Annotated in this window: 17 protein-coding genes and 1 tRNA gene; 15 read left to right on the forward strand and 3 right to left on the reverse strand. The window is 34.2% G+C overall.

Features of this window, described 5'->3' with window-relative positions; all coding sequences use genetic code 11:
• Positions 1 to 38: 38 nt before the first annotated feature.
• Positions 39 to 3311, reverse strand: a complete 3273-nt coding sequence (locus OZP15_RS04250) for a glycosyltransferase family 117 protein (RefSeq protein ID WP_281337109.1) — start codon at positions 3309 to 3311, stop codon at positions 39 to 41.
• Between the two features lie 237 nt (positions 3312 to 3548).
• Between OZP15_RS04250 and OZP15_RS04255 the strand changes: the two genes are divergently transcribed.
• A tRNA-Gln gene (locus tag OZP15_RS04255) sits at positions 3549 to 3619 on the forward strand.
• Between the two features lie 53 nt (positions 3620 to 3672).
• Here OZP15_RS04255 and OZP15_RS04260 read toward each other — a convergent pair.
• On the reverse strand, positions 3673 to 4497 hold the full coding sequence (locus OZP15_RS04260; RefSeq protein ID WP_269227259.1) for a universal stress protein: 825 nt from the start codon (positions 4495 to 4497) through the stop codon (positions 3673 to 3675).
• A gap of 181 nt (positions 4498 to 4678) precedes the next feature.
• On the opposite strand from OZP15_RS04260, the gene rimP reads away from it, so the two are divergent.
• The 3 genes from rimP (at position 4679) to infB (ending at position 9444) form a co-directional block, all read left to right on the forward strand.
• Positions 4679 to 5143, forward strand: a complete 465-nt coding sequence (gene rimP / locus OZP15_RS04265; RefSeq protein WP_281337110.1) for a ribosome assembly cofactor RimP — start codon at positions 4679 to 4681, stop codon at positions 5141 to 5143.
• Positions 5144 to 5156: 13 nt separating this feature from the next.
• Entirely contained in the window at positions 5157 to 6410 is a 1254-nt protein-coding gene (gene nusA, locus OZP15_RS04270) for a transcription termination factor NusA (protein ID WP_269227260.1), read from the forward strand.
• A 157-nt stretch (positions 6411 to 6567) separates the two neighbouring features.
• Entirely contained in the window at positions 6568 to 9444 is a 2877-nt protein-coding gene (gene infB, locus OZP15_RS04275; RefSeq protein WP_281337111.1) for a translation initiation factor IF-2, read from the forward strand.
• A gap of 691 nt (positions 9445 to 10135) precedes the next feature.
• Here the strand turns inward: infB and OZP15_RS04280 are convergent.
• On the reverse strand, positions 10136 to 10525 hold the full coding sequence (locus tag OZP15_RS04280) for an SPOR domain-containing protein (RefSeq protein WP_269227261.1): 390 nt from the start codon (positions 10523 to 10525) through the stop codon (positions 10136 to 10138).
• A gap of 215 nt (positions 10526 to 10740) precedes the next feature.
• Between OZP15_RS04280 and OZP15_RS04285 the strand changes: the two genes are divergently transcribed.
• The 11 genes from OZP15_RS04285 (at position 10741) to OZP15_RS04335 (ending at position 24752) form a co-directional block, all read left to right on the forward strand.
• Positions 10741 to 12078 (forward strand): c-type cytochrome, encoded by a 1338-nt coding sequence (locus OZP15_RS04285; RefSeq protein ID WP_281337112.1) that lies wholly within the window; start codon positions 10741 to 10743, stop codon positions 12076 to 12078.
• Between the two features lie 34 nt (positions 12079 to 12112).
• Entirely contained in the window at positions 12113 to 15181 is a 3069-nt protein-coding gene (locus OZP15_RS04290; protein WP_281337113.1) for a TAT-variant-translocated molybdopterin oxidoreductase, read from the forward strand.
• A gap of 28 nt (positions 15182 to 15209) precedes the next feature.
• Positions 15210 to 16613 carry an NrfD/PsrC family molybdoenzyme membrane anchor subunit gene (gene nrfD, locus OZP15_RS04295; protein WP_281337114.1) on the forward strand — a complete coding sequence of 468 codons (1404 nt, stop codon included), beginning with the start codon at positions 15210 to 15212 and terminating at the stop codon, positions 16611 to 16613.
• A complete protein-coding gene (locus OZP15_RS04300; protein WP_269227263.1) occupies positions 16606 to 17130 on the forward strand; it encodes a DUF3341 domain-containing protein in 525 nt (174 codons plus the stop codon). Before nrfD ends, OZP15_RS04300 begins: the two co-directional genes overlap by 8 nt.
• A gap of 8 nt (positions 17131 to 17138) precedes the next feature.
• Positions 17139 to 17690: a c-type cytochrome gene (locus OZP15_RS04305; protein WP_269227264.1), complete on the forward strand. Its 552-nt coding sequence runs from the start codon at positions 17139 to 17141 to the stop codon at positions 17688 to 17690.
• Positions 17691 to 17717: 27 nt separating this feature from the next.
• Entirely contained in the window at positions 17718 to 19229 is a 1512-nt protein-coding gene (locus OZP15_RS04310) for a quinol:cytochrome C oxidoreductase (protein WP_281337115.1), read from the forward strand.
• A 17-nt stretch (positions 19230 to 19246) separates the two neighbouring features.
• Positions 19247 to 20404 (forward strand): cytochrome c oxidase subunit II, encoded by a 1158-nt coding sequence (locus tag OZP15_RS04315; RefSeq protein WP_281337116.1) that lies wholly within the window; start codon positions 19247 to 19249, stop codon positions 20402 to 20404.
• A gap of 29 nt (positions 20405 to 20433) precedes the next feature.
• On the forward strand, positions 20434 to 22230 hold the full coding sequence (locus OZP15_RS04320; RefSeq protein WP_281337117.1) for a cytochrome c oxidase subunit I: 1797 nt from the start codon (positions 20434 to 20436) through the stop codon (positions 22228 to 22230).
• 78 nt (positions 22231 to 22308) lie between these two features.
• Positions 22309 to 23331: a Holliday junction branch migration DNA helicase RuvB gene (gene ruvB, locus OZP15_RS04325; protein ID WP_281337118.1), complete on the forward strand. Its 1023-nt coding sequence runs from the start codon at positions 22309 to 22311 to the stop codon at positions 23329 to 23331.
• Positions 23332 to 23333: 2 nt separating this feature from the next.
• Entirely contained in the window at positions 23334 to 24257 is a 924-nt protein-coding gene (queG, locus tag OZP15_RS04330; protein ID WP_281337119.1) for a tRNA epoxyqueuosine(34) reductase QueG, read from the forward strand.
• Positions 24258 to 24326: 69 nt separating this feature from the next.
• On the forward strand, positions 24327 to 24752 hold the full coding sequence (locus OZP15_RS04335) for a CBS domain-containing protein (RefSeq protein WP_269227267.1): 426 nt from the start codon (positions 24327 to 24329) through the stop codon (positions 24750 to 24752).
• Positions 24753 to 24876: the final 124 nt, after the last annotated feature.

Consider the following 24876-nt stretch of genomic DNA (forward strand, 5'->3'; position numbering starts at 1 on the left):
GCGCTACATTTTTTCTTTTTCTAATTTCTAAAATATACTTATTCTTTGTCTCTACCAAAGTGTTCGAAAATCTTGATATAAGTATTGAACGGAGCTCTGTTTTTGTTGTAAAACGCAATATCGCCACTTTCTTTCATCACTTGTAACAAACTTCTATAACGTTCAATGTCGGTAATGATATCGATAGCAACGTCGTTTTGGTCAGCAAGAGAAAGTTTTCCGAAATAATTAAGGTTCTCTTGGTACTTCTTGGTTAATTTTTCCAATAACTCTTGTGCTTTTGCTTTTTCGCCTATTTTGTAATAGCCTTTGGCAAAAGGTTCTACCATTGAATAATAGCCAAATTTTTCTAAAGGCATTTTTGTTAATGCTAGGTTGATTACATTTTTAGCTTTGTCTGTTTTTCCTTCTGCAATTAATTGATCCATTAATCGGGCTAGAATTGAGCGATACGAAATGCTGTTTTTTCTGGTTTCTGGGTCGTGATAAATGTCTCCATCGCTATTGCCCCAATCCCATTTCATTACAATAGGATACATTTTGTCAGTATCAATTCCTCCCATATCCATTGGGCTGGTATCTTTATCTACTTTTGTTTTTATAGGAACTAATTTATAGACCATTCCTTCTAATTGAAGGTAGTTTTTCATCCATAAATAATCTTCGTCATCAAATGCACCAGGGCTAAAATAAATCGGTCTTTTCCAGTTATTATTAGCAACAAGGTCCAGCATCATCAATCGGTTTTTGTACAAAGCACTTCCTTTGATGTCAATGTCTATGTAAGGTACAATAGAGTCGTTAAACTTTGGAGCTACAACTTTGTTTTGAATTATAGCATTCTTGTCTATTGGAATTCTGATTTTATTGGTTGGGAAAAAATGAATGGTTTGTCCATTTTGCATTTCAACCGTCGATTGTGGGTTTTTGATAAAATTGATAAAATCTTTAATGTCCCAACGACTTTCTGTTTTGGATATATGGGCTACATAATCTAATTTGTCACCCACATATTCGTTATGCTCAAATGATATAGGTAAAGCATTAGATTCGTATGTTTTGGTTTTCATTTGGTCGATATACCAGTCGGTCATAAACAAGCTAGTGTTTACGATTTTTACATCGGTTCTAATGTGTTCAATTTCTTGAGCGTACCAAAGCGGGAAAGTATCATTATCACCAATGGTGAATAAAATAGCATTTGGGTCGCACGAATTCAAATAAGCTTTTGCTAATGCTGTTGCGGTATATTTACCAGAACGGTCGTGATCATCCCAGTTTTGACAAGCCATAAGGACAGGAACAGCTAATAATGTAGCTCCAATTACTAGGGGTCCGGCTATTTTTGGTGCTAGATATTTCTGGAAACTTTCGTAAAGTGCATATACTCCAAAACCAATCCAGATAGCAAACACATAGAATGAGCCTACCAAGGCATAATCTCTTTCACGAGGCTCGAAAGGTCTTTCGTTGAGGTAAATTTTCAAAGCAATTCCTAAAAATAAGAAAAGGATAAATAGAACATAAAAACTTTTTTTGTCTTTGCTAGCATGAAACATTAATCCGATTAGTCCTAAAATAAGGGGTAAAAAGAAATAGACATTTCGTCCTTTGTTGTTTAAAACATCAGCTGGCAAGTCTTGTTGTGGACCTAAATGCAATTCGTCGATAAATGGAATCCCACTCAACCAGTTTCCGTCTTGGTAATCATAACGACCTTGGACATCGTTTTGACGTCCAACAAAATTCCACATCAAATAACGGAAATACATATAGCCAAATTGGTATTCAACCATGAATTTCAAGTTGTCAATAGTTTTTGGTTTTTCAACAATTAAGTAATCGCTGTAACTTCTTAAGAATTTTGCATACCCCTCGCTGTCAATTTCTTTTTGGGCATAGGCCTGTCTGAATTCAGCTATTGTTTTTTCTATTTCATTTTTAAGTTGAGCAACGGCTTTGTTGTAATCTTCTTCAGAGAGTTGGCTAGGGTCGATTCCGTATTTTTGTAAATCATCTTCAAAAGGGTAATCATGATTTAATCTAAACTCTGGAGGGTTTGTAAAAATGATATAATTGTCAATGTTTTCGCTACTCCACAGTCTTGGTAAAATAGTTTTTTGACTGTCATCGCTATTTTGTACAGCATTTTTATAATTATTTACAATAACATATTTTCCTGTTTTGTAATCTCTTTCATAATTGGGAGCCTTGTCTAGGTAAGGAGTATTTTTGTCTAAACCTGCAAAAGCTTCTGTATATTGTGGACCATAGAATAAAGGGTTTGATCCGTATTGTTCTCTGTTGTAATAAGCTAAAACTTCTCGTGCATCCGAAGGTTTGTTTTCGTTAATAACAGTATTAGCGTTGGCACGAATCGGTAACATTATCCAGGTAGAAAAACCAATTAAGATAAACAGAATGCACAATATTAAGGTGTTGTAGTGAACGAATCCTTTGCTTCGAGTATATTTTAAACCAAAATAAAAGAAAGCAATTAGCAATAATACTACGAAAATTGTCCCAGAGTTAAAAGGCAATCCTAAACTATTTACCATAAAAACTTCGGTTTTACCAAAGAAAGCCATGGTTAAAGGAAGTAATAATTTGAAAATGAATAATAATACCGCTACAACAACAACATTGGCAATAATGAAGTTTTTTACAGTAACTGTCTTGTAATGCTTGAAATAATAAAGAAACCCTACTGCAGGAATGGCTAATAATGCCATGAAGTGAACACCAAACGAAAGACCAACTACTAATGAAATAATTAGTAGCCAACGATTACCTCTTGGTGAATCCATATCTTGTTCCCAACGTAAACCCAACCAAAAAAGTAAGGAGATAAGTAAAGAAGCCATAGCATATACTTCTGCTTCTACGGCGCTGGCCCAAAAACTGTCCGAAAAAGTATAAGCTAAAGCGCCAACAAAAGAACTTCCTAGGATTACAATCGAATTATTTTGGTTCAGTTCAGAAACTCTTGAAATTATATTCTTTAGGATTATTGACGACGACCAGAACATGAATAACACCGTAAAGGCACTCGAAAAAACAGACATCATATTGACCATCAAGGCAACTTGAGTATTATCTATGGCAAACATGGCGAAAAAAGCTCCTATCATTTGAAACAAAGGTGCTCCTGGAGGATGACCTACTTCTAATTTTGCAGAAGTAGCAATGTATTCGCCACAATCCCAAAAACTCATTGTGGGTTCAACTGTTAGCGTGTAGGTTATTAAAGCGATTGCAAATACACACCAACCACTAATCGTATTCCATTTATTAAAATTAAATGCTGCCATATTTAGGTACTAAATTTTAGTTTTATTTTCGAAACACAAAGAAAATGTTTTTTTGCGGATTGTCACGAGCATTAACAAAAATTTCCAAAAAACAATTTGTTTTCTTAAGTGTATTGTTTATGAATAGATTAGCTTTTGTTATGGCCAAAATCAAAATTTTTTTTGATAAAAGTGACTTAAAAATTTGTACAAACTAAAATTTGTTTTAAATTTGCACTCGCTTAACAGCAACGGAATTGGTCTATGGTGTAATGGTAACACAACTGTTTTTGGTGCAGTCTTTCTAGGTTCGAGTCCTAGTAGACCAACAAAAAACCTCTCAATCACTTGAGAGGTTTTTTTTATGCGATATTGCGAACTGTTAGATTCTGAAAGTGATTACCGGTTTTGAAGCATGATTTACAAGTTCTTCTCCGATGCTTCCGTTAAAAAAATGAGCTAATCCAGTTCTGCCATGTGTGCAAATCCCAATGATATCAGCATTTACACTGTTGGAAAAATTGATAATTCCATTCTCTATATTGGTATCGTTATAAATGTGTGACGAATAGTTTTTTAATTCAAATTTTTCAACAAAATTGCGCATGATTTTTTCGGCGTTGTGTGTGGTTTTGAAGCTATTGGGAGTAGAAATCATTACTAAAAATAGTTTTGAATTGAATAGTTTTACATATTCAATTACTTTTTCGAATGGTTTGTGTGTTTCTTTAGAAAAATCAGAAGCAAACACAAAGTTTTCGGTTTTAAAATTTTCAATTTCCTTTTTAATTACTAAAACGGGTATTTTCGAATGGCGAACTACTTTTTCTGCATTAGATCCTACTAAAAGTTCGTCAAATCCAGAAGTTCCGTGTGATCCCATGATGATTAAATCTACTTTGTTTTTTATAGAGGCGTCAATAATGCCTTCGTAAACTTTTTTAAATTCAATAGCTTCGGATACTTCTATTCCTTTTAAATATTCGGCATCCATCAGTTTTTCTAAATTCTCTATAGCTTTGTCTTTATAAAGCATGATTTCTGGTATGCTTTTACCACCGCCAACAGCATCACTTCCTTGATGTGGAAGTTCTAGCATGTGTAATAAAATGATTTCGCTGTTATGATTTTTAGCAATTTGTGCGGCAATCTTTAAAGCTTCTTCGGAATATTTAGAAAAGTCAGTGGGTATTAAAATCCGTTTCATAATTAAAAGTGTTTAAATTATTTAGAAAAAAAGGATGTTAAAAAAGTGAATATTAAATTTACAAAAAAATAATAAAAAAACAATCATTTTTGATTTATAAAAAAAACACTATATTTGCACAGTTATTTATTAAAATACTAGATAATGAGGCACGCAATGCGTGCCTCTTTTTATAAAAATTATGACATTTAAGGATAAAGTTAACGATTTACTAACTCAAGTTTTACAAGACAAACCCTCTATTTTTCTTATTGATTTGACTATTACGGATAGTTTTAAAATAATTGTAAATATCGATGGTGACAACGGAGTAGCTTTGCAAGATTGCATTGATGTTAGTCGGGGAATTGAAAACAATTTAGATAGAGAAGAGCAAGATTTTTCTTTAGAAGTAGCGTCAGTAGGAGTGGGTTCGCCATTAAAATTAGTTCGCCAATACAAGAAAAATGTTGGTAGAACACTAATTGTAAAGTTAGAAACTCAAACAATTGAAGCAGAATTGATTGAAGCTAATGATAATTTTATAATTTTGTCATGGCAAGCTAGAGAGCCAAAAAAAGTTGGGAAAGGAAAGGAAACAGTGCAAAAAACACTAGAGATACCTTACGGAGATATAAAAGAAGCAATTGTTACAGTAATATTTTAATTAAAGAGTTAGCATGGAAAATTTAGCATTAATCGATTCATTTTCAGAGTTTAAAGATGATAAACTTATTGATCGTGTAACGCTTATGGCGATATTAGAAGATGTATTCAGAAATGCATTGAAGAAAAAGTTTGGATCAGATGATAATTTCGATATTATTATTAACCCTGATAAAGGGGATATGGAAATCTGGCAAAGAAGAGTGATTGTTGCTGATGATGATTTAGATTTAGATCATTTGGAAATTACATTAACAGAAGCAAGAAAAATTGAGCCTGATTTCGAAATTGGAGAAGAAGTTTCAGAAGAAGTAAAATTGATAGATTTAGGAAGAAGAGCTATTTTGGCTTTGCGTCAAAACCTTATTTCTAAAATCCATGAACACGATAATACTAATCTTTACAAACAATTTAAAGATTTAATAGGAGATATTTATACTGCCGAAGTGCATCACGTTCGTCCTAGAGTAGTTATTTTAGTAGATGATGAAGGAAATGAAATTGTTTTGCCAAAAGAGAAACAAATACCATCTGATTTTTTTAGAAAAGGAGATAACGTTCGTGGAATTATTGAAAGCGTTGAATTGAAAGGAAATAAACCTCAAATTATTATGTCTAGAACTTCTGAAAAGTTCCTAGAAAAATTATTTGAACAAGAAATTCCAGAAGTTTTTGACGGATTAATCATGGTGAAAAATGTAGTGAGAATTCCTGGCGAAAAAGCAAAAGTAGCTGTTGATTCTTATGATGATAGAATCGATCCTGTTGGAGCTTGTGTGGGGATGAAAGGTTCTCGTATTCACGGTATTGTTCGTGAATTAGGGAACGAAAACATCGATGTTATCAATTACACTAGCAACATTCAACTATATATTACGAGAGCATTAAGTCCAGCAAAAGTTTCTTCGATTAAAATTAATGAAGATACAAAAAGAGCGGAAGTTTTCTTGAAATTAGAAGAAGTTTCTAAAGCAATTGGTCGTGGTGGACATAATATCAAGTTAGCTGGTCAATTGACAGGTTATGAATTGGATGTAATCCGTGAAGGAGATGTGGCTGGAACTGTTGCTGATGAAGATGATGTTGAATTAACAGAGTTTTCAGATGAAATTGAAGAATGGGTAATCGAAGAATTTGCAAAAATTGGATTAGATACTGCAAAAAGTATCTTAAAACAAGATGTAGAGGATTTGGTTAGAAGAACAGATCTTGAAGAGGAAACAATTTTAGATGTAATGAGAATATTAAAAGAAGAATTCGATAGTTAGTCAATTCTAAAAATAAATAAATAAACTTTCAACCTTATTTTTCCTCTCCCAATTGAGAGTTAGTGTGAGGAAGAAAAACAAAAAAATCATTTTATTTCTCTTTAAAAGTATTCAGGGAAATTAGAATGTGAAAATAAGGTAATATTAAAAAGGTTTTATGTCTGAAGAGAAAATTATTAGAATAAACAAGGTTTTAAGGGAATTGAATATTTCTTTAGAAAGAGCTGTGGATTATCTAAAAGATAAAGGGATTGTGGTTGAATCCAATCCTAACACAAAAATTTCTAACGATGTGTACAATGTCTTGTGCGGTCAGTTTGCAGGCGATAGAGGGAATAAAGAAGCTTCTAAAGAAGTAGGAGAAGAGAAAAGAAAAGAGAAAGAAAATTTACGCCTCGAACGTGAAAAAGAAATAGAAGAAAAACGCAAACAAGACGAAGAAAGATTAAGAAGTCAAGAAGTTATTAAGGCAAGAGCTAGTGTAACTGGTCCAACATTAGTTGGTAATATTGATCTTAATCCCAAAAAATCAGTAGTAGTTTCTCCTCCAGTAGCTGTTGAAAAAAAGGAAATCCCTCCAGTGGATAATATTCAACAAGAAAAACCAGCTCAACAAGAACCAATAAAGCAAGAAATTGTTGCAGAGAAAAAAGCAGTTGAGCCTCTTGCTGAAAAGGTAAAGACTCAAGAAGAAGCTGTTATTGCTAGCCCAAAAGCAGATGCTCCTAAAGTGGAAACAGCTCCAGTAATTGATGCTCCACCAGTTGAAGAATCAATCACAACACAATATCAAAAATTATCGGGAGCAACTTTAACAGGTCAAGTAATTGATTTATCTCAATTTAATAAACCTAAAAAGAAAAAAGAAGACCCAAAAATTACGCCTAACAAACCAGGTACTCCAGGAGCAGCTGCAAATGCAGCTAATAATGCTAATAAAAATAAGCGTAAAAGAATTGCTCCAAAACCAGGTGCGCCAAGACCGCCTGCAACACCAGGAGTTCCAGGCGCTCCAAATCCAAATAAGATTACTCCAAATGCTGGAGGTGGAGGTTTTAATGCAAACAGAGGGGCTAGGCCAGGCTTCGTAAAAGGAGCTAGACCAGCAATCACTGCCAAAGTTGAGCCAACAGAAGAAGAAGTTAAAAATCAAATTAGAGAGACTTTAGAGAAACTACAAGGAAAAGGTGGTAAATCGAAAGCGGCTAAATATAGAAGAGATAAAAGAGATACGCACCGTCAGAAATCGGATGATGAGCAAAGAGCATTAGATGAAGGTAGTAAAACTATTAAAGTTACAGAATTTGTAACTGTTGGTGAAATTGCTATCATGATGGATGTGCCAATTACAAAAGTGATTGGAACTTGTATGTCACTTGGTATCATGGTTACTCAAAATCAGCGTTTAGATGCTGAAACACTAACAATTGTTGCTGATGAATTTGGATATGAAGTTGAGTTTATTACTGTTGACATTGAAGAAGCAATTCAGGTTGTAGAAGATAAAGAAGAAGATCTTGTTTTTAGAGCACCGATTGTAACGGTAATGGGTCACGTCGATCACGGTAAAACCTCTTTGCTAGATTATATTCGTAAAGAAAATGTTATCGCTGGAGAGTCTGGGGGAATTACACAGCATATTGGTGCCTACGGAGTAACATTGGATAACGGACAAAAAATAGCTTTCCTTGATACACCGGGTCACGAAGCCTTTACGGCGATGCGTGCTCGTGGAGCTCAAGTAACTGATATCGCTATTATTGTAGTTGCGGCGGATGATGATATCATGCCACAAACCAAAGAAGCTATTTCTCATGCGCAGGCTGCGGGAGTTCCAATCATATTTGCTATCAATAAAATTGATAAACCAAATGCGAACGTAGAGAGAATTAAAGAGCGTTTAGCGGGTATGAATTTATTGGTTGAAGATTGGGGAGGAAAAATTCAATCGCATGATATTTCTGCAAAAATAGGAACAGGTGTCAAAGAGTTATTAGAAAAAGTTTTATTAGAAGCTGAAATATTAGACTTAAAAGCTAATCCAAATAAAGCCGCTCAAGGAACTGTTGTAGAAGCATTTTTGGATAAAGGAAAAGGATACGTTTCTACCATATTAGTACAACACGGAACCCTTAAAGTGGGAGATTATATGTTAGCTGGAAAACATCATGGAAAAATTAAAGCCATGCATGATGAAAGAGGTCATATTGTAAAAGAAGCAGGACCTTCAACTCCAGTGTCAGTTTTAGGATTGGACGGAGCAGCAACTGCGGGTGATAAGTTCAACGTTTTTGAAGACGAAAAAGAAGCCAAACAAATAGCTGCTAAACGTTCTCAATTGATGCGTGAACAATCTGTTCGTACACAACGTCATATAACATTAGATGAAATTGGACGTAGAATTGCATTGGGTCAATTTAAAGAATTGAACATTATCCTTAAAGGAGATGTGGATGGTTCTGTTGAAGCCTTGTCTGATTCGTTCTCTAAATTATCTACCGAAGAAATTCAAATCAATATTATTCATAAAGGTGTTGGGGCCATTACTGAAACTGACGTCATGTTGGCTTCTGCTTCAGATGCAATCATCATCGGATTTAATGTTCGTCCTGCTGGAAATGCAAGACAATTAGCTGATAAAGAAGAAATCGATATCCGTTACTATTCTATCATTTACGCCGCTATCGACGACTTGAAAGATGCGATGGAAGGAATGTTAGCGCCAGAAATGAAAGAAGAAGTTCTTGGTACTGCTGAAATTAGAGAATTATTCAAAATCTCTAAAGTGGGAACTATTGCTGGATGTATGGTTATGGATGGTAAAATTGCCAGAAACGCTAAAATCAGAATTATCCGTGATGGAGTTGTGGTTCATGAAGGTGAGCTAATAGCCTTGAAACGTTTCAAAGATGATGTGAAAGAAGTGGCTAAAGGGTACGATTGTGGTATTCAAATAAAAGGATACAACGACATCGAAGAAAGAGACGTTATCGAAGCTTTCCACGAAGTGGCCATCAAAAAGAAATTGAAATAAAATTTCGATATAATTATTTAAGAAATCCCGATCAATCGGGATTTTTTTGTTTTAGATGCGGGCTAATTATTTTTCTAGGATGATTGATGTTTTATTAGATTTGTTTGGTTGCGGAGTTGGTTGGATTGAAAATTTTTGGAACTAGGTTTGTTTATATAATATTAAAGTAGTTGAACCTTACAAAAAATTTCAGTCAAAAGACTAATTTAAGAAGCAATCTATTTATCTTTAAATGAATTCATGAAAAACAAATTAAATGTTTAAAATAGAAAACCCAAAATATAAAAGTGCTTTTTTAACAATGCTGTTTTACGTAGTATTATGGTTTTTGATTGTTATCAGATATGTAATATATCCATCGGGAACAGTTCTAATGGTTTTAGAAACAATAGCTCCAATAATTTTACCATTACTAAGTTTGATTTTTTTGATGATAAATATTTGGAAATATTATAACAGAAATAAAACAAATATAATTTCGATTATAATTCATTCTTTAGTAGTTTTATTATATCTAATTTTTATGATAAAAATTTTTATAAGAAATCTGATAGTTCAGGTGTAATAATTCTTTTTTGTGGATAGTACAGAATTACATTCTATTGTTCGCAAACTAATTCAAATGAAATATATCATAAACAAAAAAAGCAACTCAATTCGAGTTGCTTTTTTTGTAAAATCTAGAATGAACCTACTTACTTGGCTTTATCAAAAGCACATTTTTGTATCTGTTTTTTATGTTTGCCAAATTTCGTTCTGCTTCAATACGAGTTTTGAAATTTCCAACCCATACTTTATAATTGGGTGTGTTAAAAACAATAGTAGCATCAATGTCTTTGAATTCTTGTTTGAATTCACTTAATGTTTTTTTGGCAATTTCGCTTCCGCCACTAAAAATTTGGATTTTGTAAGAGTCGTTTACTGTAAGAGAAGTATTTATTTTTCTCTTTTCGTTTAATAGTTGCTCAAACTTTGGGTCTTCAACAACCGAAATATTTTGCTCTTGAGCTTGAGTCTTAAATGTTAAAATTGTTAGGGTTAGGATAGTGAAATAGATTTTGTTCAAAGCTAGAATTCTCATACTGTGATTGTTTTTATGCAAAAATACTATTTAATGTTTAAAACCATAGAAGGAATATTATTTAGAACAAATATAAATTATATTTAAGACTATTTTAAGGTTTTGAGAATAGTTCTTAAATCGTATTTTTGTGCGAGTTTTAAAATAAAGCATTAGTTGCATCTAAAACGTTTTAGAAAAAACAATGCCAATTTTAGTAGATAATCTATAATTATATGAAAAAGGTGGGTAACCATAATTCGATTTCAAGGAAATTATATTTAAGTTTAGCTTTTATGTTGACCTTATCTCTAACTTCTTATGCGCAAGAAACAGCTCCTGCTGTTGCAACTCCCGTAGATGCAACTGCAACTCCTGCTGCTACATCAGGTGGTGATCCTGTAAAAGGGAAAGAGATTTTTAATACAAATTGCGCTGCATGTCATAAATTAGATGCAAAATCAACAGGGCCGGCTCTTAGGGGTGTTGGTGCAAAGTATGATAAAGCTTGGATTTACAAGTGGGTTCATAATAGTGGGGATCTAATCAAATCTGGTGATGCTAAAGCAGTAAAAGTTTTTGAAGAAAACAACAAGGTGCCAATGACTGCTTTTCCACAGTTGTCAGAGTCTGATATTGATAATATCATTGCTTACACAATGGAGGAAAAAGCTGCAGCTCCTGTTGCTGTTGCCGGTGAGAAATTGCCAGGTACTACTAGTGAAGAAGGTGGTATTTCTAACAATGTAATTTTGGGAGCACTATCTTTAGTGATGTTGATTTTAATCGTAATGTTGTTTTTGGTAAACAATATTTTGAAAAAGGTTGCGGCAGCTAATGGAATAGAGGTAGTTGCAAAAGAAAAGGCATTGCCGATTTGGAAAGCTTTTGTAAGGAATCAATTTTTGGTTTTGATAACTTCAATATTTTTATTGTTGGCAAGTGGTTATTTTGTTTATGGCTACTTTATGCAGGTTGGTGTTGATCAGGAGTATGCCCCTATTCAGCCAATTCATTATTCTCACAGAATTCACGCAGGCAGTAATGGGATTAATTGTAATTACTGTCACTCTGCTGCTAGGGTTAGTAAAAGTGCTGGAATTCCTTCGCTTAATGTTTGTATGAATTGTCACAAGAGTATTTCTGAAGTCTCTGATACTACTGCAACTGCAGAATATTCAAAAGCTTTTTATGATGGTGAAATTGCAAAATTGTACAAAGCTGTGGGTTGGGATCCAGCTACTCAAAAATATTCTGGAAAACCACAGGCGGTAAAATGGGTTCGTATTCACAACTTGCAAAGTTTTGTTTACTTCAACCACTCGCAACACGTAACTGTTGCAGGTGTTGAATGTCAAACTTGTCATGGTCCAGTTCAAACTTATGAGATTCAAAAACAATTTGCTCCATTGACTATGAAGTGGTGTATCGATTGTCATAGAAAAACAGAGGTTAAAATGGAAGGAAACGACTATTATGCCAAAATTCACGAACAACTTTCTAAAAAATACGGTGTAGAGAAATTGACTGCAGCGCAAATGGGTGGTTTAGAATGCGGTAAATGCCACTATTAATCGAATTATTAAGAAGCTAATATTTATATAGAATATGTCATCAAACAAAAAATACTGGAAAAGTGTTGAAGAGCTAGACGGAAGTAGTTCTATTGTTGAGGCGCTTAAAAATAACGAATTTGTTGAAGAAATTCCAACTGATGAATTTTTAGGGAATAATGATGCGTTAGCATCTTCGTCAACTTCACGTCGTGATTTTTTAAAGTACGTTGGATTTAGTACTGCCGCAGCTACGCTTGCAGCTTGTGAGGGTCCGGTGCACATGTCGATACCTTATGTGGTACAGCCAGAACAAATTATTCCTGGTGTTGCAGATTATTATGCAACTACAGTTTTTGACGGTTTTGATTTTGCTAATCTTTTAGTGAAAACACGCGAAGGTCGTCCTATTAAAATAGATAACAATACTATTGCAGGAGCTAAATTTTCTGCTAATGCTAGAATTCATGCTTCTATATTATCATTGTATGATAGTATGCGTTTGAAAGAGCCTAAAATTGCAGGTAAAAAAGCAAGTTGGGTTGAAGTAGATTCAAAATTGAAGTCTAGTATTGCTGATGCAAAAGCAAAAGGAGGTCAAGTTGTTCTTTTGACTAATACTTTAGCAAGTCCATCTACTGAAAAGTTGATTGCTGAATTTATTTCAAAAAATCCAAACGCCAAACATGTTATATACGATGCTGTGTCAGAATCAGAAGCTTTAGATGCTTTTGAAGCAGTTTATGGTGAAAGAGCTTTGGTTGATTATGACTTTTCAAAAGTAACATCGATTGTTTCTGTTGGGGCAGATTTCTTGGGAGATTGGCAAGGTGGAAGTTATGATGTAGGTTATGTTAAAGGAAGAATCCCTCAAGGATCTCATGCAAATAAAAAAATGTCCCGTCATATTCAGTTTGAAGCGAACATGACTTTATCTGGTGCTTCTGCTGATAGGCGTGTTGCGATGTCAACCGCTAATCAAAAACAAGCATTAGTTCATATCTATAATGTAGTTGTTGGAGCATCTGTTCCAGTAGCTTTAGAAGGAAAGTATAAAGATGAAGTTGCTAAAGCTGCTCAACAATTAAAAGCAGCTGGAAGTAATGGAGTTTTGGTTTCAGGTATTCAAGATAAAAATGCTCAATTATTGGTTTTAGCCATTAATCAAGCGTTGTCAAGTGCAGCATTTACAACTGTTGGAACAAGACAAATTAGAAAAGGATCTGATCAAAAAGTAGCTCAATTAATTAATGATATGAAAGCAGGAAGCGTTCATACTTTGATTATGAGTGGTGTGAATCCAGTTTATTCATTACCAAATTCTAAAGATTTTGAAGATGGATTGAAAAAAGTAACTCTTTCGGCTTCATTCTCTACAAAAGAAGATGAAACTGCTTCAAAAACTACTATTGCTGCTGCAGCGCCTCACTATTTAGAATCTTGGGGAGACGTAAGCATTACAAAAGGTACTTACAGTTTGACTCAACCAACTATCCGTCCTTTATTTGATACTAAACAATTTCAAGATGTCTTATTGTCTTTAAATGGAATTGTTGGTAATTTCTATAATTATTTAAAAGCAAGTTCAGCATCAATTATTACTGGTTCTAGTTGGAATAAAGTATTACATGATGGTGTTTTTGTTGGAGATATATCTTCAGCTTCTGCAGGTTCAGCAGATTATACTGTTGCTGCCAATGCTTTGGCTAAATCAAAACCAGCGCAAGGACTTGAGTTAGTTTTATATACTAAAACTGGTTTGGGTGATGGTCAATTGGCAAACAATCCATGGTTGCAAGAGTTTCCAGATCCAATCACGAGAGTTTCTTGGGATAATTATATAACTATTTCTGCTGCTGATGCAAAGAAGTATGAATTATCAAATGAAATTGTTGCTGATGGTGGTTTAGACGGAAGTTATGCTACTATTACTACTGCTGATGGAGTTAAATTAGAAAATGTACCTGTAATTGTTCAACCTGGACAAGCTGTTGGTACTATAGGTTTAGCTTTAGGTTATGGGAAAAAAGCTGCTATAAAAGAAGAAATGCAAGTAGGTGTTAATGCTTACTCGTTATATAAAGGTTTTAATAATGTGCAATCTGTTACATTAACAAAGGCTGAAGGAACGCATCAATTTGCTTGTGTTCAAGGGCAAAAAACATTGATGGGTCGTGGTGATATTATTAAAGAAACTTCATTAGTAGATTTTAATAAAGAAGATGCTGAGTTTTGGAATCCTCAACCAAAAGTTTCATTGGATCATAAAGAAGTAAATGCTACAACAGTAGATTTATGGGATTCTTTTGATCGTACAAGTGGGCATCATTTTAATCTTTCGATTGATTTGAATGCTTGTACTGGTTGTGGTGCTTGTGTTATAGCTTGTCATGCTGAAAATAACGTTCCTGTTGTAGGTAAATCAGAGGTAAGAAGAAGCCGTGATATGCATTGGTTGCGTATTGATAGGTATTATTCTTCTGAAGAAACTTTTGAGGGAGATAACAAACGAAAAGAAAATATTGCAGGTTTGTCTAGTTCGCTTTCTACATTTAATGAAATGGAAGTAGCTTCAGAAAATCCTCAAGTGGCTTTCCAACCTGTAATGTGTCAACACTGTAATCACGCACCTTGCGAAACAGTTTGTCCAGTTGCTGCAACTTCTCATAGCCGTCAAGGTCAAAATAATATGGCGTATAATAGATGTGTTGGTACTCGTTACTGTGCTAACAACTGTCCTTACAAAGTACGTCGTTTCAACTGGTTCCTGTACAACAAGAATAGCGAATTTGATTTCCACATGAATGATGATTTAGGTCGTATGGTGTTGAATCCAGATGTAAGTGTACGTTCTCGTGGGGTTATGGAAAAATGTTCTATGTGTATTCAAATGACGCAAGCAACTATTTTGAAAGCTAAAAACGAAGGTAGAGCTATTGTTGATGGTGAATTCCAAACTGCTTGTTCTAATGCTTGTTCTACTGGAGCAATGATTTTTGGAGATATTAATGATAAAGAGTCTAAAGTGGCTGCACTTGTAGAAGATGAAAGAATGTATCATTTATTGGAGCATGTTGGTACAAAACCAAATGTTATTTACCACGTTAAAGTTAGAAATACTTAAGATAAATTAAAAATCAATTTAAAGGATTATGTCTCATATATACGACGCACCCATTAGAAAACCTTTGGTTATAGGTGATAAAACCTATCACGATGTAACAGTAGATGTTGCTGCTCCTGTAGAGGGTAAAGCCAATAAGCAATGGTGGATTGTATTTTCAATCGCATTAATAGCCTTCCTTTGGGGATTAGGCTGTATTATTTACACTATTTCTACAGGTATTGGGACTTGGGGATTAAATAAAACAGTAGGTTGGGCTTGGGATATTACGAACTTCGTTTGGTGGGTTGGTATTGGTCACGCTGGAACTTTAATTTCTGCAGTACTTTTGTTATTCCGTCAAAGATGGAGAATGGCGATTAACCGTTCTGCTGAAGCCATGACAATCTTCTCTGTAATTCAAGCAGGTTTATTCCCAATTATTCACATGGGGCGTCCATGGTTAGCGTACTGGGTTGTTCCAATTCCGAATCAATTTGGTTCTCTTTGGGTTAACTTCAACTCACCATTACTTTGGGATGTATTTGCAATTTCTACTTATCTTTCTGTATCCTTGGTTTTCTGGTGGACAGGATTGTTACCTGACTTTGCAATGCTTCGTGATAGAGCAGTAACTCCTTTTAATAAAAGAGTATATTCAATTTTGAGTTTTGGATGGAGCGGTAGAGCAAAAGATTGGCAACGTTTTGAGGAAGTATCTTTAGTACTTGCAGGTTTGGCTACGCCACTTGTACTTTCTGTACACACTATTGTATCGATGGACTTTGCTACTTCTGTAATCCCAGGATGGCATACTACAATTTTTCCTCCATACTTCGTTGCTGGAGCTGTTTTCTCTGGATTTGCAATGGTAAACACATTGCTTATTATTATGAGAAAAGTATCTAATTTAGAGGCTTACATTACTATCCAGCACATCGAATTGATGAATATCATTATCATGATTACAGGGTCTATTGTTGGTGTTGCTTATATTACGGAACTTTTCGTGGCTTGGTATTCTGGAGTTGAATACGAACAATACGCATTCTTGAATAGAGCTACTGGGCCTTACTGGTGGGCATATTGGTCGATGATGACTTGTAACGTATTTTCTCCACAATTTATGTGGTTCAAAAAATTAAGAACAAGTATCATGTTCTCTTTTATTATTTCGATTGTAGTAAACATCGGAATGTGGTTTGAAAGATTTGTAATTATCGTTACTTCTTTACATAGAGATTATCTTCCATCTTCTTGGACAATGTTCTCACCAACATTTGTTGATATTGGAATTTTCATTGGAACAATTGGTTTCTTCTTTGTTTTATTCTTGTTGTATGCTAGAACATTTCCTGTAATTGCACAAGCAGAGGTTAAAACTATTTTGAAAGCAACTGGAGATAATTATATTAGAGAAAGAGCATCACATAAAGATTCACACCATGAGTAATAAAGTAATATACGCCATTTATAATGACGATGATATATTGATGGACGCCGTTAAAAAGACACGTGCGGCTCATCATCATATTGAAGATGTTTTTACTCCATTTCCGGTTCACGGATTGGATAAAGCAATGGGACTTGCACCAACAAGATTAGCAATTTGTTCTTTCCTATATGGTTTGTGCGGTTTGTCTTTTGGAACTTGGATGATGAATTATATTATGATTCAAGATTGGCCACAAGATATTGGTGGAAAACCAAGTTTTAGTTATATTGAAAATATGCCTTCTTTCGTGCCAATTATGTTTGAAGAAACTGTATTTTTTGCAGCTCACTTAATGGTTATTACTTTTTATATGAGAAGTAGATTGTGGCCATTTAAAGAAGCTGAAAATCCAGATGTACGTACTACAGATGACCATTTCTTGATGGAAGTTGCAGTAAACAATAATGAAGAAGAGCTTGTTTCTTTTTTCGAGAAAACAGGAGCAGTAGAAGTTAAAGTAATTGAAAAGCATTAATAGTAGATATGAAAAGCTTATATAAAATAACACTTTTAGTAGGTATTAGTATTTTAGTTTCGTCTTGTCACGATAAGGAGAAGCCAAATTATCAATACATGCCTAATATGTATGAGCCAGTAAGTTATGGAACTTACTCTCAATCGGATGTTTTCAAAGAAGGTAAAGAAGGTCAGCTTCCTGTTGAAGGAACAATTAATAGAGGTTTTGAGGTATATGAGTATCCAAATACTCCAGAAGCACTATTAGCTGTTAAGGCAGCTAACTTGCAATCTCCTTTAGGTGCTTTGTCTGAAAAAGATGCAGAAAAAGCTAAAGCTCTTTTCGAAATTTATTGTGCCATTTGTCACGGTGAAACTGGTGATGGTCAAGGGAAATTAGTTAAACAAGGAAAATTCTTGGGAGTTCCTAATTATAAAGATAGAGAAATCAATGTAGGAAGTGTATTCCATGTTGAAACTTATGGTCTTAATATGATGGGTTCACACGCTAATCAATTGAGCAAACAGGAGCGCTGGTTAGTTGCATCTTATGTTATGGATCTAAAAAGCAAATTATAATTGTAGAACAAACTCATCGTAATAGATATGTATACATTTTCAAGTAAATTAAAAACATTTTCTCTAATCTTAATGGCTGTTGGTCTTTTAGGAATAGGTTATGGTTTTTTATCTGCACCCAAAGATATTAAAGAAGTTGAGGCAATTCTTGCTTCTGATGCTCATGGTAGTCATCATGAAGTTGAAGCTACTCATCCTTCTGAGGCAACAGAGGTTGCAACTGAAGCGCACGCTCACGCTACAAAAGAAGAAAGTCATGCTGTAGCAGAAGTTGCTCATGATTCAACAGAAGCACAAACTTCTACAGCAGTAGTAAAAGATTCGTTAGCTACACCTGTTGTAGCTCACGAAACACATGTTGCCACAGAAGCTCATGCTGAAGCTGGTGAACACAAAGTTGATGCTCATGCTGAACACGAAGCACATTTAAAACACGTTTTACACCAACTGCAAAACAAACCATGGGCTGCATTGTATGTTGCTTGTATCTTTTTTATGTTGGTTTCTCTTGGAGTGTTAGCTTTTTATGCTATTCAACAAGTAGCTCAATCAGGATGGTCTCCAGTATTGTTTAGAGTAATGCAAGGTATTACGGCTTATTTGCCAGTGGGTTCTGTTATCTTTTTTGTGATATTAATTCTTTGTGGATTGCATTTCAATCATTTATTTGTTTGGTTGGGTGAAGGTGTAACAGAAAAAGGTCATGAAAATTATGATGCAATTATTGCAGGTAAATCAGGATATTTGAATTTTCCTTTTTGGATAATCAGAGCAGCAATATTTTTGATTGGATGGAATCTTTACAGACACTATTCTAGAAAAAATTGTTTAGCACAAGATGAAGCAAACGATGATAGTTTTTACAAAAAGAATTTCAAAATGTCTGCTGGTTTCTTGGTATTCTTTATCGTTACAGAATCAATTATGTCTTGGGACTGGATTATGTCTGTAGATCCACACTGGTTTAGTACTTTGTTTGGATGGTATGTATTTGCTAGTTTCTTGGTAAGTGGTGTAACAACAATTTGTTTGATTACTGTTTACTTGAAATCAAAAGGATATTTAGAGCATGTAAATACAAGTCATGTACATGATTTGGCTAAATTTATGTTTGGTTTTAGTGTTTTCTGGACATATTTGTGGTTCTCACAATTTATGTTGATTTGGTATGCTAATATTCCAGAGGAAGTTACTTATTTTGTAACAAGAATCCAACAATACAATTTGCCATTTTTTGGTGCTGTAGTTATGAACTTCTTATTTCCAGTATTGATTTTAATAAATACTGATTTCAAGAGAATCAGTTGGATATTAGTTATGGCTGGAGTAGTTATTCTATTAGGGCATTATATTGATTTCTTTAATATGATTATGCCTGGCACAGTAGGTGACCAATGGTTTATTGGAGTTTCTGAAATAGCTTCTGTTCTTTTCTTCCTTGGATTGTTTATTTATGTTGTATTTACAGCATTGACTAAAGTTCCATTATTAGCAAAAAGAAATCCGTTTATTGAAGAAAGTAAACATTTTCATTATTAATATTTAAAAAAAAATAGATGACAAGTTTGTTGGTAATTATAGTTTTAGTTTTGTTGGCTATTGCATTATGGCAATTGACTAAAATATTCGATTTAACTCAAGTAGTTAGCGAAGTGGATGATTCACAAGTAGCTAATGATAAGGATAATAACATCCAAGGGTATTTGATGTTTGGTTTCTTGGCATTCCTATATATTTTTACAATTTACGGATTGATAAAATGGGGAGATTTAGTATTGCACACACCTGCTTCAGCTCACGGTTCGGATATTGATAACTTGATGAATGTTACATGGATTTTAATTTTCATTGTTCAGGCTGTTACTCAAGTTTTAGTTCATTATTTTTCTTTTAAATACAGAGGGAAAAAAGATCAAAAAGCTTTATTCTTTTCAGATAGTACAAAGTTAGAAGTTATTTGGAGTGGTATTCCTGCTGTTGTTTTAGCAGTTTTGATTCTTTTTGGATTATATGCTTGGACTAACATTATGTTTATTGATGAAGATGAAGATACTATTGTAGTTGAAGTGTATGCACAACAGTTTAAATGGACTGCAAGATATGCTGGTCCTGATAATGTTCTCGGAAAAGCTAACGTTCGATTGATTGAAGGAGTAAATACTTTAGGTGTTGATTTATCCGATCCAAATGCTCAAGACGACATTGTGGTTTCTGAATTGCATATACCAAAAGGAAAAAAAGTACATTTCAAATTCCGTTCGCAAGATGTTTTACACTCTGCTTATTTTCCATATTTCAGAGCACAGATGAACTGTGTACCTGGTATGGTGACTGAATTTGCTTTCGAACCAATATATACAACGGCAGAATACAGAGAGCTAGATTATATGAAGAAAAAGGTTCAAAATATTAATGCAATAAGAACTAAAAAAAGTGCTGAACTTGTGGCTAAAGGTCAGCCAGCACTAGATCCTTATACTTTTGACTTTTTATTGATTTGTAATAAAATTTGTGGTGCATCTCACTACAATATGCAAATGAAAATTGTTGTAGATACTCCAGAAGATTATAAAAAGTGGTTGAGCGAAAAACCTACATTAGTACAAGAAGTTAAAACAGCCAATGCAACTCCTGCTCCAGCTGAAGGTACAATAGGAATTGATACTACAAAAGCTAAAGATACTGCAGCTATTGTTAAAGTAGCTATGAAATAATTATTTAAGAAAATTTAAAGTAAACAAATATGTCAGCAGAAGGTCACGATCACGCACAAGATCACGAACACGAACACCACCATAAAGACACTTTTATCACTAAATATATTTTTAGTATAGATCACAAAATGATTTCCAAACAATACTTGATAACAGGTATTATTATGGGGGTTATTGGGGTTATGATGTCTATGCTTTTTAGATTACAATTGGCTTGGCCAGAAGAATCTTTTAAAATATTCAATCTATTATTAGGTGATAAATTTGCTCCGAATGGAGTAATGGCAAACGATATTTACCTTGCTTTAGTTACCATACATGGAACGATAATGGTATTCTTTGTATTGACAGCAGGTTTGAGTGGTACTTTCAGTAATTTATTGATTCCACTTCAAATTGGAGCTCGAGATATGGCTTCTGGATTTTTGAATATGATTTCTTATTGGTTGTTCTTTTTATCCAGCGTTATTATGTTATGTTCTCTTTTTGTTGAGGCTGGACCAGCATCTGCTGGTTGGACAATTTATCCTCCTTTGAGTGCCTTACCACAAGCTATTCCAGGTTCTGGAGCAGGGATGACACTTTGGTTGGTTTCTATGGCTATATTTATCGCTTCTTCATTAATGGGGTCATTGAATTATATCGTAACTGTTATCAATTTGAGAACTAAAGGGATGTCAATGACAAGATTACCACTTACAATTTGGGCTTTCTTTGTAACAGCTATTATTGGTGTTATTTCATTTCCAGTATTATTGTCAGCTGCTTTATTGTTGATTTTTGATAGAAGTTTTGGTACTTCTTTCTTCTTATCAGATATTTATATCGCAGGAGAAGTATTGCATTATCAAGGCGGTTCACCAGTATTGTTTGAACACTTATTCTGGTTCTTGGGTCACCCTGAAGTTTATATTATTATCCTACCAGCTCTTGGTATTACATCTGAAATTATTGCAACAAATTCACGTAAACCTATCTTTGGATACAGAGCGATGATTATGTCAATCTTGGCAATTGCATTTTTGTCAACAATTGTATGGGGTCACCACATGTTTATTTCAGGTATGAATCCATTTTTAGGATCTGTGTTTACCTTTACAACTTTGTTAATTGCGATTCCTTCGGCAGTAAAAGCGTTTAACTACATCACAACACTTTGGAAAGGAAACTTACAATTGAATCCTGCGATGTTATTCTCTATCGGATTGGTTTCTACTTTTATCACAGGTGGTTTGACAGGGATTATTCTTGGAGATAGTACTTTAGATATTAACGTTCACGATACTTACTTTGTAGTGGCTCACTTCCACTTGGTAATGGGAATCTCTGCACTTTATGGAATGTTTGCTGGTATTTACCACTGGTATCCAAAAATGTTCGGAAGAATGTTGAACAAAAATTTAGGTTATATTCACTTTTGGGTAACTGCAGTTTGTGCTTATGGAGTGTTTTTCCCAATGCACTTTATTGGATTAGCAGGTTTGCCAAGACGTTATTACACAAACACCAATTTTCCTTTGTTTGACGATTTGCAAAATGTTAACGTATTGATTACTGTTTTTGCTATCGTTGGAGGAGTTTTCCAATTGGTATTCTTATTCAACTTCTTTAGTAGTATTTTTTACGGTAAGAAAGCAGTTCAAAATCCATGGAAATCAAATACGCTTGAATGGACTACTCCAGTAGAACATATTCACGGAAACTGGCCAGGAGAAATTCCAGAAGTACACCGTTGGGCTTACGATTACAGCAATCCAGGTCACGATGTAGATTTTGTACCACAAAACGTTCCAATGAAAGAAGGAGAAGTAGTATTACACCACTAATCATTTTTTAAATTATATCTAAATGCCTTTCCTTTCGAAAGGCATTTTTATTTGTCCTTAACTTGTTATATTTGTAGCATGAACGAAAATTTAGACCCAACAAACAACAGCTATAATTCAGAGGAACTTGATCTTGAAAAAAGATTAAGACCACTGTCATTTGATGATTTTGCAGGTCAGGATCAGGTTTTAGAGAATTTGAAAGTTTTTGTTGCAGCAGCGAATCAAAGAAATGAAGCGCTCGATCATACCTTGTTTCATGGACCTCCAGGATTAGGTAAAACTACTTTGGCAAATATCTTGGCAAATGAATTAGAAGTAGGGATCAAAATCACTTCTGGTCCTGTTTTAGATAAGCCAGGAGACTTGGCTGGTTTGTTGACCAATTTGGAAGAAAGAGACGTTTTATTCATAGATGAAATCCATCGTTTAAGCCCAATTGTTGAAGAATATTTGTATTCGGCAATGGAAGACTTCAAGATTGATATTATGATTGAATCGGGGCCAAACGCCAGAACGGTTCAAATCAATTTGAATCCATTTACTTTAATTGGTGCAACAACTCGTTCGGGTTTATTAACAGCTCCAATGCGAGCACGTTTTGGAATTTCATCACGACTACAATATTATACTACGGAACTTCTAACGACAATTGTTGAAAGAAGTGCCTCTATTTTAAAAATGCCAATTTCTATGGAAGCGGCTATCGAAATCGCAGGCAGAAGCAGAGGAACGCCTCGTATTGCGAATGCATTATTACGTCGTGTTCGTGATTTTGCTCAAATAAAAGGGAATGGAACTATTGATATCGAAATTGCTCGTTATGCCTTAAAAGCATTAAATGTTGATGCTCACGGTTTGGACGAAATGGATAATAAAATCCTTAATACAATTATTGATAAATTCAAGGGTGGACCAGTAGGTTTGTCAACATTAGCAACTGCTGTGTCCGAAAGTAGTGAAACCATTGAAGAAGTGTATGAACCTTTCCTTATTCAAGAAGGATTTATCATGCGAACACCAAGAGGAAGGGAAGTGACTGAAAAAGCTTATCAGCATTTAGGAAAAATTAGGACAAATATTCAAGGCGGACTCTTTTAGTTTTGATTAATAACAAAGAAATACACACACAATTTATAAAAGCCGAATCTAAAAGACTCGGCTTTTTGTCTTGTGGAATATCTAAAGCAGGTTTTTTAGAACAAGAAGCCCCTCGATTAGAGAATTGGCTCAAAAAACAAATGAATGGTCAAATGTCCTATATGGAAAATAATTTTGACAAACGTTTGGATCCTACTTTACTGGTAGAGGATTCTAAAAGTGTGATTTCGCTATTATTGAATTATTACCCTTCCGAAATTCAAAATACGGATTCTTATAAAATTTCAAAATACGCTTACGGTCAGGATTATCATTTTGTAATTAAAGACAAATTGAAGGAGTTATTATTTTCTATTCAATCTGAAATTGGAGATGTTTCAGGTCGTGCTTTTGTAGATTCGGCTCCTGTTTTAGATAAAGCTTGGGCTGCCAAAAGCGGTTTGGGTTGGATTGGTAAAAACAGCAATTTACTGACTCAAAAAGTAGGTTCTTTTTATTTCATAGCCGAATTGATTATTGATTTAGATTTAGAATACGACCATGCTGTAACCGATCATTGCGGTTCTTGCACCGCTTGTATCGATGCTTGCCCGACCGAGGCTATTGTTGCTCCTTATGTGGTGGATGGTAGTAAATGTATTTCTTATTTTACCATTGAGCTCAAAGAGAATATCCCGTTAGAAATGAAAGGCAAATTCAATGAATGGGCTTTTGGTTGTGATATTTGTCAGGATGTTTGTCCTTGGAATCGCTTTTCGAAACCACATAAAGAGCCACTTTTCAATCCCAATCCTGAATTGCTTTCTATGTCCAAAAAAGATTGGAATGAAATTACCGAAGAAACTTTTAAAGCTGTTTTTAAAAATTCGCCACTAAAAAGAACGAAGTTTGATGGCTTAAAGCGCAATCTGAATTTTTTGAAATAATTTTTCAAATTAAAACCATTGTTGTTGATTATTTTTCTAAATTTATAATTCATTTAAAATCATTTTGTTATGAAAGTGGAACAAATATTAGCCAAAAAAGGAAAAGAAGTATTTTCAGTATTACCAACCATTACAGTGTATGAAGCCTTGGGTGTAATGAGTGAAAAAAACATTGGTGCTATTCTAATTATAGAAGACACTGTACTCAAAGGGATTTTATCTGAAAGAGATTATGCAAGGAAAATTGCCTTGAAAGCAAAGTCTTCCAAAAAGACTTTTGTTCATGAAATCATGGAAGAAAATGTGCTTACTGTAACTCCAGCAGATGATTTGGATTATTGCATGGAATTAATGAATACAAAACGAGTAAGACACTTGCCTGTTTCGGACAACAATATAATCATAGGAATCATTTCTATAAGCGACGTGGTAAAAGCAATCATCGAAATACAAAAAGAAACTATCAAACATTTGGATTCTTATATATCGCAGTAATTTCAAATAGTATTATATCTTTAAAAGCCATCTCAAAAGCGAGGTGGTTTTTATGTTTTATCATAACCTATGCAATTTGAATAAGCAAAATATTAATTTAATTTAGATAGCTACTGTTCTTATT

The organism is Flavobacterium eburneipallidum, from assembly GCF_027111355.2.
GTDB classification, from domain to species: Bacteria; Bacteroidota; Bacteroidia; order Flavobacteriales; family Flavobacteriaceae; genus Flavobacterium; species Flavobacterium eburneipallidum.